Origin of the sequence: Rhodanobacter humi (genome assembly GCF_041107455.1) — a bacterium.
Lineage (GTDB): Bacteria > Pseudomonadota > Gammaproteobacteria > Xanthomonadales > Rhodanobacteraceae > Rhodanobacter_A.
Window position 1 is genome coordinate 4,038,625 of record NZ_JBGBPY010000001.1, and the last position, 15,514, is coordinate 4,054,138.

The window sequence follows — 15,514 nt, forward strand, 5'->3', positions numbered from 1 at the left end:
ACGGATCATGCCATTGGAGCCCGCCATGAGTGCGTCGGCCCGCGATGTCGCTACCTGTCCCGACTCCGGCGCAGCCTTTGCGTCGCTTGCGTCCTGCACGCCGTTCGCGCTGTTCGCACTGCTGGGCGCGCCAGTCGCATGGTGGTCGGACGCGATGTTCGGTTTCTGCGGTGCGCTTGTCGACGTGACGGTCAGCGCGATGACCTATCCGTACGAACTGCCCGGACCAGACGTGGCAATGCCGCAGGAGCAGCACTGTCCGCCTGGGTGATGGCGCAGGGGCGTGCTCCCGTCACCCGGGCCGCCGACGTCCAGCACCCGCGCGACGAGCCCCGATGCGCACCGAAGCATGACAGCCACGTTTTCCGGGAGTCGGTTGATCTGGCTCAAGCCCGTCGTCGTTTGGCGGTGTTCAACTGCGTTCCGCACCGGGTTCGCCCGCATCCGGAGCGATACGCAGGCAGACGCGGGCGGGGCGGGAGCGCGGAAGCCCGCGTCCAGGCACCGCCGTTCGGCTCAACACTCGATGGAGACTCCCGATGAAAGCACTCGTCTATCAGGGACCTGGCAAGAAGGCTCTGGAAGATCGCCCCTTGCCGGAAATCACAGGCCCCGGCGACGCCATCGTGAAGATCGTCAAGACGACGATCTGCGGCACGGATCTGCACATCCTGAAGGGCGACGTGCCCACCTGCACGCCCGGCCGCATCCTGGGCCATGAAGGTGTGGGCGTGGTCGAAAAGGTGGGGACGGCCGTCGCCGCGTTCCGTCCGGGCGACCGCGTGCTGATTTCCTGCATCTCGTCCTGCGGCAGATGCGACTACTGCCGCAAGGGCATGTATTCGCACTGCACCACGGGTGGATGGATCCTGGGGAACCGGATCGACGGCACGCAGGCCGAGTACGTGCGCATTCCCTACGCGGACACCAGCCTCTACCACATTCCCGCCGGTGCCGACGAGGAGGCGCTGGTGATGCTGAGCGACATCCTGCCGACCGGATTCGAGTGCGGCGTGCTCAATGGCAAGGTCCAGCCCGGCTCCACCGTCGCCATCGTCGGCGCCGGCCCGATCGGGCTGGCCGCCCTGCTGACCGCGCAGTTCTACTCGCCTGCACAGATCATCATGATCGACCTGGACGACAACCGCCTGGCCGTGGCGAAGCGCTTCGGCGCGACCTCGACCATCAACAGCCGCGACGGCGGCGTGGCGGAAAAACTCCGTCAGCTGACTGGGAGTGCCGGTGCGGATACCGCGATCGAGGCTGTCGGCGTGCCGGCCACGTTCGAGCTGTGCGAAGAACTGGTGGCGCCGGGCGGCATCATCGCGAACATCGGCGTGCATGGCACCAAGGTCGACCTGCATCTGGAAAGCCTGTGGGACAGGAACATCGCCATCACCACGCGCCTGGTGGATACCGCGACCACGCCCATGCTGCTGAAGACGGTGCAGGCGGGGAAAATCGACCCCGCCCGGCTGATCACGCACCGCTTCAAGCTCGCCGCGATCGACGACGCCTACGACACCTTCGGCCATGCCGCCAGGACCCATGCGCTGAAGGTCATCATCGAGGCATGAAGCCGGGGAAAAGGGTGGTCGTTCATCCCCTCGCGTCCGGTTCCATCGCGCCATCGCCGGTTTCCGCGCCATCGCAATCCGGCGAGGCGTCCTCCGGGCGAAGTCCGGCGTCGCGAACCCGCCGTAGGGCAGATTGGCGCCCTGGGACACGAATTGCACGATGCCTGCCCGTCGGCTTGGCTGGGCCTCATCTGTCCGAGCGTACGGCCTTCGCGGGAAACGCACGCGGAAAAGCCTCCCGGAGATGCCCGATCAGTGCTTCGGTCGGCAGTGCGGCGAGATCGCTGCCCAGCTCGCCTGCCACGCCGGCGGCGGCAGGGTCACCAAGCTGGCCGCGCAGGACGCCCAGGAAACGCGGCGGCGCCACGAGGAACAGGCGTTCGTACCGGTGACGTGCGTTTGCTTCGAGCAAGTCGGCGACCAGCATGCGCGCAAACGCTCGCGTGCTCTTGTCCCGGCGGCTCGCATGGGGCTCGATCACGTGCCTCGCCGGACCGATGCTGTCGTGCGTGCGAGGTACGGTGCGGCCCGAACCGCCCCGCGCGGGGAGACCGCGCAAATCGGAGTTGGAGTAGCCGGCCAGTTCCGTCCACGTGCAGGGCGTACCGGACGCTTCGAACAGGCGGCCGCGCGCGGCATCGCTTACAAGAATCCATGCGGTTGACATGATCGACCTCCAGGCGGGCAATACGAACTGATGCCTCAATGGCGCATGAAAACCGGCATGTCGATGCGCTCGAGCACGTCGCGCGTCGCGCCACCGAGCACCCATTCGCTGAAACGGGTGTGCCCGTAGGCTCCCATGACCAGCATGTCGGCCCCCGCCTGTTTCGCTGCGTGCAGCAGCAGGGTTCCCACGGAATCCCCGGGCTTCGAAAGAAACATGGTCTCGCTGTGGATGCCGTGTCTGGCCAGGTACCCGGCGAGCCCGAACGGCGGCTTCCAGTCGTCCAGGCTGGCCGACAGCGGCTGTCCGCCATCGAGAATCGTCACCCTGCGGGCACGGCGCAGCAGGGGAAGGACCGCGTGCGTCGCGCGAATGGCTTCGAGGGAGCCGTTCCAGGCGATGGCCATGCCATCCGGCAGGCTCTCCCCGACATGACCTTCGGGCACGACGATGCACGGAAGCCCGGCACCAAGGACCATGCCGCCCACCGCGGACGCGGAACCCCAGGGCGTCTGCAGCGTCCGGCCGACGACCAGTGCGTCATGCCAGCTGCCCGCAAGATTCAGGGCACGGGGAACCTCTTCCTCCGCGACCTGCCAGGCCACCCTGGTCGCGCCGCACGCACGCGCAAAGGCCTCGAAGGACGGGCCGCTGGCGACGGCATCTTCCTCGAGCTGGCGCGTGACGTTGAGCAGATCGGCCATCAAATCCGGCGTGTCATAGGGAGACGACATCAGGCTGGGGACTGGGCACGCATGGATCCCCGTCACATGGCCGTCGAACGCCGCGGCCAGCCGGGCGGCGTAAGCCGCACTAGCCGGCCAGTCCTCGCAACTTTCGCAGTAGGCAAGCAGGTCGTGCATGGGAGCCTCGCTTCGAACCGGGAGTAGACGGGTGTTTCGCGTCGCGCGGCGATGCGTGCCGCTCACCGGCTGCCGCGCCAGGTTGCCGGCCCACCTCGCCGCGCGGCGGCTGAAGGACACGCTATGCCTCCATGCGGATGCCCTTGTTGATGGAAATCAACATGAGCGAACGGGCAGGGAACCGCATTGCTCACGGGCGGAGTGGCGCTCCGGGAGCCGGCGCGCAGGCCATCCATTCCCGACGGCCCAGGATGCCCGGGCACGCCTCGGATGCGGGCTGGACCGGGCGTTGCGCAGTTGGCTCAGATCTCCTCCCGGTACCCCACGGATTGCGCGAACAGCACACGCTGCTCCTGCCGCAGCCCGAGCCGCAGCGCCAGCGCGTCCCGATCGCAGTTGTGGAACCAGGCGGCCAGTCCTTCGGCCGCGCAGTACAGGTAGACGTTGGCGGCGACCATGCCGGCATCGACGTAGTAGTAGGACTTCTGCGTCTCCGGGTCCTGCAGGCCAGGCTCCAGGAACCCGGTGGAGTGCGTCAGGCGATGGATGTCAGCCACGTAGATCAGATGCACGGGCATGTCGGGATTGGCGCTGCGTTGCCCCGGCGTCAGGGCGTATCCGCGCAGATCGCCGGTCGCCACCTGGACCAGCTCGTGCGCCGGCGCGTCGTAGCGGTAGGCACCATCGCGCATGGCGACATGGAGGTCGATTTCCTGCGAGTTGCTGGCCGAGGCCGCGGTACGCCCGGGCCGCCCGAACGGTCCCTCCGGGCGGTTCACGCCACAGGCGGCCCACAGCAGGTCCGCAAGGAGCTGCCGCGACAGAGGCTTGGCGCAGATCGTGCGGCAGGTGCGCCGCTGCTCCAGTGCCGCGGTGATGGAGACAGTGCAGGCACCGGAGGGAGCAGGCAGCTTGATCGTCTGCTGGACCGGCGGCGAATTCGGATAGGCAGCCATGATCCGTTTCTCCCGTGGCAGGTGAGGCGCAGGGTTCGCGGGTTGGTCCAATGCGCCGGCTGGCGAAGCTGAAGTGGTCACGCCGCTTTCTGCATGCCGACGCCGGAACCCTCAGTGGAAGATCAGGTTGTCCTCGACCACGCGGACGCCCGGGGCCGACCAGACGGCCCGCTCCACCGCCTGCATCTCGCTCCAGTTGTCGACGTGCCCATCGATGCGAACCGTGCCATCGGCCCGTACGTCCACGTGCACGGCTCCCGCCTCGATCTCCGCGTGCCGTTTCAGCGCTTCCTGGATGCGCTGCTTCAAGTCGCGTGCCTGCACTTCCGTGGGCAGCTTGATGTTGTTCGTGACGCCCGTGACGCCACCGAGCTTGCGCACCTCGTTTTCGGCAGCACGGCGCTGGAAGTTCCAGTTCACGCTGCCGGACAGGGTGACCCAGCCGCGGGATACCTGCACGCGGAGGTCGCGGCTGGGGATCGTCGTGTTCCATGCGAGGATGCTCAGAGCCCGCTGCGCGATCTCGTCGTCGTTCTGCTTCTTGTCGCTGGCCAGGCGGACCTCGATCTCCTGGGCGATGCCCCTGACGCCCCTTACCCGCCAGGCCGCACGCTCCGCCGCCGTCTTCTGTACATAGTCGGCGACATGCCCGCTGAGGGTAACGACGCCGTCCTCCGCCGCTACGCCGATGTCGGCGGCATCGATGCTCGGCTCGAATTCCAGTTCGTCGATGACGAGCTGGCGCAGTTCTTTGTCGGTCATGGGCGTTCTCCATCCAGGGGAACCCATTCCACAGGAGGCAACGGCCCGGCCATTGATCCGCATCAACAAAACCGCGGAAAGCTATGGAGGCATGTACCGGCCCGGTGCCTGCCCGGCGGCATCATCCCTGAAGAAGCGGCGCTTCACGAGTTCCACCAGCAGCAGGTAGGTGATGGTGGCGACGGCGAGGAACGCGAAAAACACCGGGGGCACGGGAACGAATCCGAAATCGGTACCGAGGGGCGTGAAGGGCAGCGCGATGCCGGCGATCACCACGGCGAGCACACTCGCGACCAGCGTCTTGCTGGGACGGCTGCGCAAGGGGTTTCCCGTTGTGCGTATCACGAACAGCACAAGTGCCTGCGTAGCCAGCGACTCGATGAACCAGCCGGTATGAAACTCGGCTTCGGATGCGTGCAGCAAGGCGAGCAGCATGTAGAAGGTGAGAAAATCGTACAGGGAGCTGATCGGCCCTACCCCCAGCATGAAGCGCCGAATCAGGCGGATGTCCCAGCGACGCGGCGCCTGCAGCTGAGAGGCATCCACGTTGTCGCCCGGAATGGTGATCTGCGCGATGTCGTACATGAAATTGTTGAGCAGGATCTGGGTCGGCAGCATCGGCAGGAACGGAAGCACGAGGGATGCTGCCGCCATGCTGAGCATGTTGCCGAAGTTGGAACTGGTGCCCATCAGCAAATACTTGGTGACATTGGCAAACGCGCGACGCCCTTCGATCACGCCGGCGTGCAAGGCACCCAGATCGCGCTGGCCGAGTACGATGTCGGCCGCTTCGCGCGCCACGTCCACCGCATTTGCCACCGAAATACCCACATCGGCCGCGTGCAGCGAAGGCGCGTCGTTGATGCCGTCGCCGAGAAAGCCCACTACGTAACGGCGGTTCTTCAGCGCCAGCACGATCCGGTGCTTCTGGGCCGGATTGAGTCGCGCGAAGACGCTTGCACGCTCGGCCACTATGCCCAGGGCGTCCTGGTCAAGCTGCTCCACCTGGGTACCGGTAACGACCTCGCGCGTGTCCAGTCCAACCTGTTCGCAGACATGGCGGACGACAAATTCGTTGTCGCCGGAGAGAATCTTCACCGCGATGCCGTCGCGCACCAGCGCGCGCAGGGAATCAGCCGCGTCGGGGAGCACCGGATCAGCGAACACGATGAATCCGGCGAGAACCAGGTCGTCCTCGTCGGCTGTCGTGTAGCGGGATTTCCGATCCACGCTGCGGTAGGCCACCGCCAGCACGCGCATGCCCTGCCTGGCATAGGAGTCGCAGATGCGGGCAATGTCTTTCAGCTCGTCGCCGCCGAGCTTGTGGTTGGAGCCATCCACTTCGCACGATGCGCACCGCGGGATCACGAATTCCGGCGCTCCCTTCGAAACCAGCAGGATCTCGTCCCCGTGTTCGGCGACCACGCTCAAGCGGCGCCGCTCGAAATCGAAGGGAATCTCGTCGAGCTTGCGGAAACCCTCTTGCGCGGATGCGCAATCGCGCAGGATGGCCTCGTCCAGCGGGCTGCGTATGCCCGTCTGGAGCGAACTGTTCAGATGCGCCAGGCCCTCCGTTCGCGGCGATGGCTTGCCGAGCGGATCGACAGCTTCGAAAACCTCGGTTTCGTTGCGCGTGAGCGTACCGGTCTTGTCGCTGAGCAGCACGGTCATGCTGCCGAAGTCCTCGATCGCCGCGAGGTGCTTGACCACCACGCGGTGGCGGGACATGCGCATCGCGCCGCGGGCCAGCGTGACCGTGGTGATCATCGGCATGAACTCGGGGGTCAGCCCGACCGCCAGTGCCAGCGCGAACAGCAAGGTTTCCAGCAGCGGGCGGTGAAACACGATGCCGGCAAGCAGCACCACCAGCACCAGTCCGAAGACGGTACGCATGATCAGGCGTGCAAAGCCGGCCAATCCGCGTTCGAATTCGGTGGGAGGTGGACGCTCGGACAGGCGCGCAGCCACGTCGCCGAAGGCGGTATCGCTGCCGGTCGCCAGCACGATGGCCGTGGCGGTGCCGGCGGCTACCGAGGTGCCGAGGAACACCAGGTGTTGCGCGTCGGCGCCCGTCGACCCGTGCGGCTCCTCGCAGGCGTCCTTTTCCGCCGGTGCGGATTCGCCGGTCAGAGCCGACTGCTGGACGTGCAACTCGCGGGCCTCCAGCAATCGTGCATCCGCAGGTACGCGGTCACCAGCCATGAGACGGATTACGTCACCGGGCACCAGTTCGCGCCTCGGCACATCGCACCAGATTCCGTCGCGAAGAACCCGAGCGATGGGAGCAATCTCTTGCCGCAACCGTTCCGCCGCCAGCTTCGATCGATAGCTGAGTGTGTAGTTGAGCGTGATGCTCATCAGCACGATCGCCACGATGATCGCCGCGCCAGCGCGATCACCGAGAAATCCCGAGACCGCGGCCGCCGCCAGCAGCATCAGGACCAGCGGATTTCCGAACAGCTCGACCAGGGCAGCGAAATGGCCGGCGCGTTCATTGCCATCGGCCTCGTTGGGTCCGTGCGCGGCCAGGCGACGCAAGGCTTCGGCCTGGGGCAATCCATCCCGGGTGCTGCCGAGCCGATCGAACAGGCGCGCCTGCGGAACCAGGGCGGGATCGGTCGCGGCGGATGTGTGCGAAACATCATTCATGGTCAGGTGGAACCATGCCGCGGAAGCGCACGAGCATGTTGACCCCGGTCAAGACGAAGCGGCGGCGATGCGAAGTGCAGTTGACATGCGTCAACAGGGGGCGTGAATACCGACGTAGCGTATCGATGCGCTCCCACGCGCGTGTTCGAAACTCGAGGAGTTCCCCATGACTGCCATCACACGCTTCATTCCGTTCCGGAGCCCCGCAAGGTTCGAGACGTCGGCATCGCTCGACGATCTGCTGCGCAATTTCGGCCTCGGCCCGTTGTGGAACCAGCCCGAATTCACCGTCGACATGCGGGTGGACATCACCGAAGGCGAGGACGCCTTCCACCTGCGTGCCGATATTCCCGGCCTGGACAAGGACGACATCGACGTGTCCGTGGAAGGAAACCACGTCGCGATCAGCGCGGAAACGAAGCGCGAGAAGGAAAGGAAGGGCGAAAAGGAGCTCGTCGTCGAAAGGTCGTGGGAAAAGGCCTACCGGGCCTTCACGCTGCCTGCAGAAATCGACGGGAGCCGCACCGAGGCGCGCTACGACAAGGGCGTGCTCTCGCTGACACTGCCCAAGAAGGCGAACGGAAGCGCGCGCAAGATCGCCGTGGGCTGAGCCGGGTCGGGACCTCGGGCTGCCGTCGAAACCCGCGTCCCCTTTGGTGGAAGTACCTCCATGAAAGACATCCTCATCCACGCCAGGGATTACCGGGATCACACGCCGGCGAGCCTGTTCGGCGTGCGACTCGCGGCAACGCTGGGAGCATCGGTCACCGCGGTCTACACCTGCCCGCATCCCATGCACTACATACCGGGCTTTGACCCGCCGATGACGACGGCGTACGTGGAAAGCGCACTCGAACTCGTGAAGGAGGCGGTCCAGGCCCGGTCGTCGCTCCAGGCATGGGCGGCATCGCTGGGCGCCCCACAGTTCGACTGGGTTGTTGCGCAAGGGAGGACTTCCGATGCGCTGTTGCAGGCGATCACGCGGCACGATCTGCTGGTGCTCGACCATCCCTTGAATGACCGGGACTCGCCGTGGGACCTGCCGGACCTGATCCTCAAGTCGGGCATGCCGTGCATCGTCCTGCCCCGCGAGGAAATCCTGCCCGACCGGCAGATTCGGCGCGTGGCGGTTGCCTGGAACAGCTCGCCCGAGGCGATGCGGGCGATCCATGCGGCACAACCCCTGTTGCGGGGCAAGGAAGTCCTGCTGTTGTGGGGGGCGGCGGAGCGCGACACCGGCTACGGCGTGGAATGGGATCCGCCCTTCAGCATCTCCCAATACCTGCAGCGTCATGGCATCGAGGCCGAGGAACGCACGATCACCGCCGGGCACGACGATGTGGGCACGGTGTTGCTGGACGCATCGATGAAGTTCGGCGCCGACCTGCTCGTGATGGGCGCCTACGGACGCAACCGCTTCAGCGAGTGGTGGCTGGGCGGCGCCACGCGGCATGTGCTGGCGTGGGCGGACATTCCAGTGCTGTTCCGGCACTGACGCCAGCGCGAACAGAGGCGGCAACCCATGCGCGCGATGGTGCTGGAAGCGGTCGGTGCGCCGCTGGTACTGAAGACGCTGGCGACGCCCGCCGTGCGGCGGGACGAAGTGCTGCTGCGCGTCGAAGCCTGCGGCGTTTGCCGCACCGATTTGCATGTCGTGTCCGGGGAGCTGCCGCGGATTCGGCCACCACTCATACCGGGACATGAGATCGTCGGCATCGTGGAGGCGGTGGGCGAGGAGGTCGGCACGCTCGCGCCGGGGGCGCGGGTGGGCGTGCCGTGGCTCGGCGGCAGCTGCGGCGAATGCGCTTACTGCAAGGCGGATCGCGAGAATCTTTGCGATCATCCCGAGTTCACCGGGTACACCCGTCCCGGGGGCTTTGCCAGCCATGTGACGGCGCGTGCGGCGTACTGCGTCCGCTTGCGCGACGGTGCCGACGCCGTGGCCACCGCGCCGCTGCTGTGCGCGGGCCTGATCGGCTGGCGTTGCCTGCAGCGCTGCGGCGACGGGCGGCGCATCGGACTGTACGGCTTCGGCGCCGCCGCGCACATCATCACGCAGGTGGCGATCCGGCAGGGGCGCGAGGTGTACGCCTTCACCCGACCGGGTGACTCGATCGCGCAGTCGTTCGCCCGCTCGCTGGGTGCCGCATGGGCGGGCGATTCGGATGCGCCGCCGCCCCAGCAGCTGGATGCGGCGATCCTCTTCGCGCCGGTCGGCGCCCTCGTCCCGATGGCGCTGAGGGCGGTCCGGAAGGGCGGGCGCGTGGTGTGCGGCGGCATCCACATGTCCGACATCCCGGCCTTTCCGTACCGCCTGCTGTGGGAGGAACGCGAGATCGTTTCGGTCGCGAATCTCACCCGCCGCGACGCACACGACTTCCTTGCGCTGGCGGCAACCATCGATATCCGCACCGCGGCACGGCCCTATCCGCTGGAGCAGGCGAACCGGGCGCTGGCGGACCTGCGCGAGGGCCGGCTCAGTGGCGCGGCGGTGCTGGTTCCCTAATCACCGGGCGGAGACACGGACATGGCTGCCAGCAACGCGGACATCGCCGAACTCTTCAGCCGCTATGCGGACCTGCTGGAGATCCAGGGCGCCAATCCGTTCCGCGTGCGCGCTTACCGCAATGCCGCGCGCGTGGTGGCGGATTCGGGACGGAGCATGTCCGACCGGATGGCCGCCGGGGAGGCGCTCGACGACTTGCCCGGCATAGGCAAGGACCTCGCGGCGAAAATCGGCACGATCGTGCGCACCGGTGCGCTGCCGCAGCTCGCCGAGCTGGAAACCCGCGTGCCGCGTGCGCTGGGCGAGCTCATGAACCTGCCGGGATTGGGCCCGAAACGGGTGAAGTCGCTGTATCGCGAACTCGGCATCCGCAATCGGGAGGACCTGCAGCGCGCGATACGCTCCGGCGCGCTGCGTTCGCTGCACGGTTTCGGACCGAAGACCACGGCACGCATCGCCGCGGCCATCGAGCGTCGCGCCGTCGCGCCGCAGCGCTACCGGCTCGTCGACGCGGAGCAGGCCGCCGCGCCGTTGCTCGCCTGCCTCGGCGCCATGCCCGGTGTCGAGACGGTGGAGGTGGCGGGAAGTCTGCGCCGCCGTCGCGACATGGTGGGCGACATCGACATCCTGGTCACTGCACGTCGCGGAGCACCGGTGACGCATGCGTTCACCCGTCATGACGCGGTGGCCAGCGTGCTGGCCGTGGGCGCCACACGGGCCTCGGTACAACTGCACAACGGCATGCAGGTCGATCTGCGGCTGGTGCCGGCGGCGAGCCACGGCGCCGCCTTGCATTACTTCACGGGCTCCAAGCCGCATGTCGTCGCGGTGCGCGGGATCGCGGTGGCGAAGGGGCTCAAGATCAACGAATACGGCGTGTACCGCGGCGGCAGGCGCATCGCCGGGCGCACCGAAGACGAAGTGTTCGCCGCCGTGGGACTGCCGTTCATCCCGCCCGAGCTGCGCGAGAACCGCGGCGAAATCGAAGCCGCGGCGGACGGCCGGCTGCCGACGCTGGTCGAGCTGGGCGACGTTCGCGGCGACCTGCATGCCCACACCGTGGCCAGCGACGGGCACGATTCGCTGCAGGCCATGGCCGATGCCGCCCGCGCACTCGGCTACGACTATCTCGCGATCACCGACCATTCGCGGCGGGTGCGCGTGGCGCATGGCCTCGATACCCGGGACCTGCGCGCCCAGTTCGCCGAAATCGATCGGCTCAACGCCGGTTTCCGCGGTTTCCGGCTGCTCAAGAGCGCCGAGGTCGACATCCTCGGCGACGGTCACCTGGACCTGCCCGATGCCGTGCTGTCCGAAATGGATGTCGTCGTCGTCGCGGCGCATTACCAGCTCGGCTTGCCGGCCGGAAAACAGACCGCGCGCATCCTCAGGGCGCTAGACAACCGGCGGGTGCAGATCCTGGCGCATCCCACCACCCGGCTCGTCAACCAGCGGCCGGAGTTTGCCGCCCACATGGAAAGCATTTTCGCCGCCGCCGCCGAACGCGGCGTGGCCATGGAGATCAACGCGCAGCCGGATCGCCTGGACCTCGACGATGTCCACGCGCGCGCCGCCCGCGCGGCAGGCTGCAAGCTGGTGGTTTCCACCGATGCACACGCCGCTGCCGGGCTTGCGAACATGCGCCATGGCGTGGACCAGGCACGGCGCGCCTGGCTCGCCGCATCCGACGTGTTGAATACGCTGCCCCTGGAAAGACTGCTGCGGGCACTGCGGCGCTGACGGCGGACGCGGCGCAGGGTCGCCCGGATTGTGGCCGGAGCCGCTTCAGGCTGCCTCGGACATCCCGTGATAGATCTCTTCTTCCTGGGCGAAATGCAACCTCAGGATGGCGTCCAGGCCGTACAGCGTCCGCTGCAGATCCTGCACGACTTCGGCTGGCAGTGGGCCACGCGGCAGATCTTCGGTCATGTGGTGGAACAGGTGACCCAGCCGGTGTATCTCGCGATGCGTGCGGCTCAGCGGAGCCAGCGGATCGTCGCCGCCCAGCATGGGCTCCAGTCGCGGATACAGGTTTTTTTCGTCGTCGCGCTCGTGGGGAAGCAGCTTGTTTCTCAGCAAGGCATCCAGCTCGGCCAGTTCGGCATGGATGGCCGCTTCGGGAAGCACGGGCAGGTGGTCGGCACAGGCACGGATGCGGTCAAGCACGGGACCGAGTTCATGGTGTTCGGCGGCCAGGCGGGCGCCTTCGGATGCATCCAGCCGTCCTCGCGCTTCGCCGAACGGAGTGGTCCGCAGCACGCGCAGCGCATTGAGGATCACGGCCGCGTCGATGCCCTCCTGCAGAATGGCCCCGGTCACCGGCGGGAGATAGCCCAGCGCCGCGAACAGCATGGCGACCAGCGACATCCCCATTCCCGCGAGCACGCTTTCCATGGCGATCCGCCTGGTGCGGCGGGCGATGGCCAGTGCTTCGGCCAGGCGATCCAACCGGTCGACCAGCAGCACGATGCCGGCTGCCTCGGAAGAAGCGGCGGCGCCGCGGGCGCCCATCGCTACGCCGACGTCGGCGGCGGCGAGCGCGGGCGCGTCGTTGATGCCGTCGCCGACCATGATCGTGGCGCTCGTCCGCTTGGCCGCCTCGATCGCGGACAGCTTGTCGCCCGGCGCCTGGTCCGCCAGGACTTCATCCACGCCGAGCGCTTCCCCGATGAACTCGGCGATCTCGCCGTGATCCCCCGTCAACATCACGATGCGCCGGATCCCGGCACGCCGAAGCAGCCGGATCGCCCGCGGCGTGTCCAGCCGTATCTCATCGCCGAGGAGCAGGGCGCCCGTCAGGACGCCATCCACGGCGACGAACACCCCAGCGGCACCCTCGCGGCGCATGCGCTTGCGCAGCAGTTCGGCCCAATCCGAGGACGGCGCGAACCGCGAGACGAAGCCGTGGCTGCCGATGGCGACGCGGCGGCCGTCGATCGTCCCCGCCAGGCCCGCGCCATGCTCTTCCTGCACGTCGGTAGGTTTCGACAAGCCGAGCCCGCGTTGCCTCGCAAACGACACGATGGCCGCTGCAAGCACATGCTGGGACACCTGCTCGACGGACGCCGCCAGGCGCAGCAGCTCGTCCGGATCAATGGAATCGACGGTCTCGATGGCGGTCAGGCGGGCGTGCCCGGCCGTCAGCGTCCCCGTCTTGTCGAAGAAAAGCGTATCGCCCCGGGCCAGTCCTTCGAGGACACCACCCCCCTTGACCAGCACGCCTCGCGACGCGCATCGCGACATGCCGGAAACGATCGCGACAGGCACGGCGAGGATCAGCGGGCAGGGCGTGGCGACGACCAGCACCGCCAGGGCGCGAACGGGATCGCCCGTCAGCGCCCATGCGGAGGCCGCCAGCACGAGCGCCACCGGAAGGAACAGCAGCGCGTAGCGGTCGGCCAGGCGCGCGGAGGGCGCCTTCGCCTGCTGCGCGGACTCGACCAGTCTGACGATGCCGGCGAACGTGCCGTCGGCCGCCGAGGTCGTGGCCAGGAGATCGAAGGGGCCGCTGGCATTGAGCACGCCGCTGCGCACCAGCTCGCCCTGAAGCCGCCGGACGGGCAGCGACTCGCCGGTGAGGGCCGATTCGTCAAGCACGGCCGCCGCGGACTCGACCAGGCCGTCGACGGGCACGACCTCCCCGCTGCGGACGAGCAGGCGGTCACCCGGCGACACCTGTTCCACGGGAACCTGCACGAGCTCGCTGCCCAGGTAGCGGTTGGCCGACCTCGGGGCGCGATCCAGCAAGGCGGACATTTCCCGCCGTGCCCTGCCTTCGGCGTAGTCCTCCAGTGCCCTCCCGCCGGCGAACATAAGGGCGACGACGGCGGCCGCAAGCGTTTCGCCAAGGACCATCGCGCCGACGACGGCAAGCAGTGCGATGACATCGACCCCGGCATCGCGCCGCATCAGCCGGACAGCACTCGCGATGCCTATCGACACGGCCACGGGGAATGCGCCGATCATCCATACGAAACCGGCGACCGCCTCGTGGCCGAGGAAGCGCGCGACCAGGCCGAGCAGCAGCGTCGACGCGCTGACGGCGACCAGCACGCGGTTGACCACATGGCCGGAACCGGCAGGTGGCCCGTGCACCGCTCCCATCATCCGCTCCGCCGGGCGCGGGCGACCACAACCCGTTGCCGCCGCGGGCCCGTCGCGCGGGGAGGGCGCCGGGCCGGCCTCACCGACCCGCGCGAGTCACCGGCGGGCATGCGCGGCACTACAGCGACACCCACGCATAGAGGTACAACGTGTCGTTGTCCGATGCCCGCCGGCCCGCGCCATCGATGTTGGTGACCAAGCCGCTGAAGCGCGTGTACCAGGTGTATTGCAGGCCGAGGCGGACATTGGCAAACGGCTGCATCCACGAATCCGCCTTGCCGAACGGGTTCCAGTCCAGCTCGACGACGCTGCCCCGCGTGTCGGGACGGCCGTCGTTGCCGTACAGCGCCAGGTCGCGGCTGCCATCGTCGGCGAATTCTCCCAGCGTGATGCCCCAGGTATTGCGGTACCAGTAGCTGGCATTGAGGTTCAGTGCGCGCAGGCTGTCGTGCAGATTCGAGGAAATTCCGGCGGCATAGGTGGCGTCGAGGCGCTGCCGTTCGGTGAGGTACAGGCCGTTGAAGGTCACGGTGTGCTTGTCGCCGCCCTGCAACACGTAGCTCGCATCGACACCCAGGTCGGTGAACTTGTCGCTGGGGCCAGCCAACGCCACCGCATCACCCTGCATATTGGCGCCCGCCAGCCCGCGGGCCGCATGGAAGCCGAAGGCGCCGATCTGCGCGTTGCCGCCGGCGAGGTTCCACGTGTAGGCGAGCCGTGCATAGGGAGCGACGCCACTCAGCCGTCCGCTGAAGTCCGCGTTCACGTCGCGCAGAAAGGCCGGCGACAGCGAGCGATAGCCGCCTGCCTCCAGATAGAGTCCGCCATCGATCTGCGCATAGGCATTCAGGCCGACGACCTGCCCGGCCAGCCCGCCCATCAGGATGGGCGCCGCCGGGGCGCCGGGGACGAGGTCGGGCGCCATGTACGGGAACTGCCACGATGGTGCCGTGTTGAAGACGTCGGTCACGCTGGGATTGTTATTGAGCGAGATGCCCCACACCACGTTGTGGCCCCATGCGGCGGAGCTGCGGGCGTAGCGCAGGTCGCTGTTGTCCCAGCCCAGCAGTCCGCCATTCTCCGAATAGGTCGCCTGTGCCATCACGCCGAGGTGGTCGGTGATGCGGCCGCCGACGAAAACCGAGGCCTGCTGCAGTTCGGTGTTGTCATTGGTGCCGAAACCCTTGGCGGGTGGAGCGGTCTGCGCCTTGCGAGTGCTCGAGTACGTCTCCACCAGCATCAGCGACAGCGGCACATTGTCCTTGTCGCCGGCGGAGAGCGTGTACCCAAGCAACTTGAACTGGCGCCCGAACGCCGTCAGCTGTGGCCCGAAGCCACCGACATGGCAAGCCGTGCAGGGCGCGTGCGTCTGCCGGGCGAACGCGGGTATTGCCTGGGCACTGGGCGAAACGCTCACGAGGGCAAGCAGT

General features: G+C 67.5%; 13 protein-coding genes. 6 read left to right on the forward strand and 7 right to left on the reverse strand.

Going from position 1 to position 15,514, the window contains the following annotated elements:
- Positions 1–25 precede the first annotated feature (25 nt).
- Entirely contained in the window at positions 26–271 is a 246-nt protein-coding gene (locus AB7878_RS17975; protein WP_369495663.1) for a hypothetical protein, read from the forward strand.
- A 268-nt stretch (positions 272–539) separates the two neighbouring features.
- Entirely contained in the window at positions 540–1,577 is a 1,038-nt protein-coding gene (locus tag AB7878_RS17980) for a zinc-dependent alcohol dehydrogenase family protein (RefSeq protein ID WP_369495664.1), read from the forward strand.
- 187 nt (positions 1,578–1,764) lie between these two features.
- Here AB7878_RS17980 and AB7878_RS17985 read toward each other — a convergent pair whose 3' ends face one another.
- The 5 genes from AB7878_RS17985 to mgtA all read right to left on the reverse strand — a co-directional run bounded on the left by AB7878_RS17985 (position 1,765) and on the right by mgtA (position 7,474).
- The gene (locus AB7878_RS17985) at positions 1,765–2,244 is read right to left on the reverse strand and encodes a host attachment protein (RefSeq protein ID WP_369495665.1); all 480 of its coding nucleotides are present in this window, start codon (positions 2,242–2,244) and stop codon (positions 1,765–1,767) included.
- Between the two features lie 35 nt (positions 2,245–2,279).
- Positions 2,280–3,107 carry a universal stress protein gene (locus tag AB7878_RS17990; protein ID WP_369495666.1) on the reverse strand — a complete coding sequence of 276 codons (828 nt, stop codon included), beginning with the start codon at positions 3,105–3,107 and terminating at the stop codon, positions 2,280–2,282.
- Positions 3,108–3,409: 302 nt separating this feature from the next.
- A complete protein-coding gene (locus AB7878_RS17995) occupies positions 3,410–4,063 on the reverse strand; it encodes a nitroreductase family protein (RefSeq protein WP_077485262.1) in 654 nt (217 codons plus the stop codon).
- A 111-nt stretch (positions 4,064–4,174) separates the two neighbouring features.
- Entirely contained in the window at positions 4,175–4,825 is a 651-nt protein-coding gene (locus AB7878_RS18000; protein ID WP_369495667.1) for a BON domain-containing protein, read from the reverse strand.
- Between the two features lie 81 nt (positions 4,826–4,906).
- Positions 4,907–7,474, reverse strand: a complete 2,568-nt coding sequence (gene mgtA / locus AB7878_RS18005; RefSeq protein ID WP_369495668.1) for a magnesium-translocating P-type ATPase — start codon at positions 7,472–7,474, stop codon at positions 4,907–4,909.
- 166 nt (positions 7,475–7,640) lie between these two features.
- Here mgtA and AB7878_RS18010 point away from each other — a divergent pair, with 166 nt between their 5' ends.
- Genes AB7878_RS18010 through polX form a run of 4 tightly spaced genes read left to right on the forward strand, consistent with a single transcriptional unit; the run spans position 7,641 to position 11,720 of the window.
- Positions 7,641–8,084 carry an Hsp20/alpha crystallin family protein gene (locus AB7878_RS18010; RefSeq protein WP_369495669.1) on the forward strand — a complete coding sequence of 148 codons (444 nt, stop codon included), beginning with the start codon at positions 7,641–7,643 and terminating at the stop codon, positions 8,082–8,084.
- 60 nt (positions 8,085–8,144) lie between these two features.
- On the forward strand, positions 8,145–8,969 hold the full coding sequence (locus AB7878_RS18015) for a universal stress protein (protein ID WP_369495670.1): 825 nt from the start codon (positions 8,145–8,147) through the stop codon (positions 8,967–8,969).
- Between the two features lie 27 nt (positions 8,970–8,996).
- Positions 8,997–9,980, forward strand: a complete 984-nt coding sequence (locus tag AB7878_RS18020; RefSeq protein WP_077485254.1) for a zinc-dependent alcohol dehydrogenase family protein — start codon at positions 8,997–8,999, stop codon at positions 9,978–9,980.
- A 21-nt stretch (positions 9,981–10,001) separates the two neighbouring features.
- The gene (gene polX / locus AB7878_RS18025; protein ID WP_077485253.1) at positions 10,002–11,720 is read left to right on the forward strand and encodes a DNA polymerase/3'-5' exonuclease PolX; all 1,719 of its coding nucleotides are present in this window, start codon (positions 10,002–10,004) and stop codon (positions 11,718–11,720) included.
- A 45-nt stretch (positions 11,721–11,765) separates the two neighbouring features.
- Here the strand turns inward: polX and AB7878_RS18030 are convergent, their stop codons facing one another.
- Together AB7878_RS18030 and AB7878_RS18035 are read right to left on the reverse strand one after the other, a co-directional pair.
- Positions 11,766–14,084: a heavy metal translocating P-type ATPase gene (locus tag AB7878_RS18030; RefSeq protein WP_369495671.1), complete on the reverse strand. Its 2,319-nt coding sequence runs from the start codon at positions 14,082–14,084 to the stop codon at positions 11,766–11,768.
- A 118-nt stretch (positions 14,085–14,202) separates the two neighbouring features.
- The gene (locus AB7878_RS18035) at positions 14,203–15,501 is read right to left on the reverse strand and encodes a cytochrome C (RefSeq protein ID WP_369495672.1); all 1,299 of its coding nucleotides are present in this window, start codon (positions 15,499–15,501) and stop codon (positions 14,203–14,205) included.
- Positions 15,502–15,514 lie beyond the last annotated feature (13 nt).

What these genes read in the sequence shown, in the direction of transcription:
- AB7878_RS18000 (WP_369495667.1), bottom strand. Translation starts at nt 4,825, where the DNA reads ATGACCGACAAAGAACTGCGCCAGCTCGTCATCGACGAACTGGAATTC.
- AB7878_RS17990 (WP_369495666.1), bottom strand. Translation starts at nt 3,107, where the DNA reads ATGCACGACCTGCTTGCCTACTGCGAAAGTTGCGAGGACTGGCCGGCT.
- AB7878_RS17995 (WP_077485262.1), bottom strand. Translation starts at nt 4,063, where the DNA reads ATGGCTGCCTATCCGAATTCGCCGCCGGTCCAGCAGACGATCAAGCTG.
- AB7878_RS18015 (WP_369495670.1), top strand. Translation starts at nt 8,145, where the DNA reads ATGAAAGACATCCTCATCCACGCCAGGGATTACCGGGATCACACGCCG.
- AB7878_RS17980 (WP_369495664.1), top strand. Translation starts at nt 540, where the DNA reads ATGAAAGCACTCGTCTATCAGGGACCTGGCAAGAAGGCTCTGGAAGAT.
- AB7878_RS18030 (WP_369495671.1), bottom strand. Translation starts at nt 14,084, where the DNA reads ATGGGAGCGGTGCACGGGCCACCTGCCGGTTCCGGCCATGTGGTCAAC.
- polX (WP_077485253.1), top strand. Translation starts at nt 10,002, where the DNA reads ATGGCTGCCAGCAACGCGGACATCGCCGAACTCTTCAGCCGCTATGCG.
- AB7878_RS17985 (WP_369495665.1), bottom strand. Translation starts at nt 2,244, where the DNA reads ATGTCAACCGCATGGATTCTTGTAAGCGATGCCGCGCGCGGCCGCCTG.
- AB7878_RS18020 (WP_077485254.1), top strand. Translation starts at nt 8,997, where the DNA reads ATGCGCGCGATGGTGCTGGAAGCGGTCGGTGCGCCGCTGGTACTGAAG.
- AB7878_RS17975 (WP_369495663.1), top strand. Translation starts at nt 26, where the DNA reads ATGAGTGCGTCGGCCCGCGATGTCGCTACCTGTCCCGACTCCGGCGCA.
- AB7878_RS18010 (WP_369495669.1), top strand. Translation starts at nt 7,641, where the DNA reads ATGACTGCCATCACACGCTTCATTCCGTTCCGGAGCCCCGCAAGGTTC.
- mgtA (WP_369495668.1), bottom strand. Translation starts at nt 7,474, where the DNA reads ATGAATGATGTTTCGCACACATCCGCCGCGACCGATCCCGCCCTGGTT.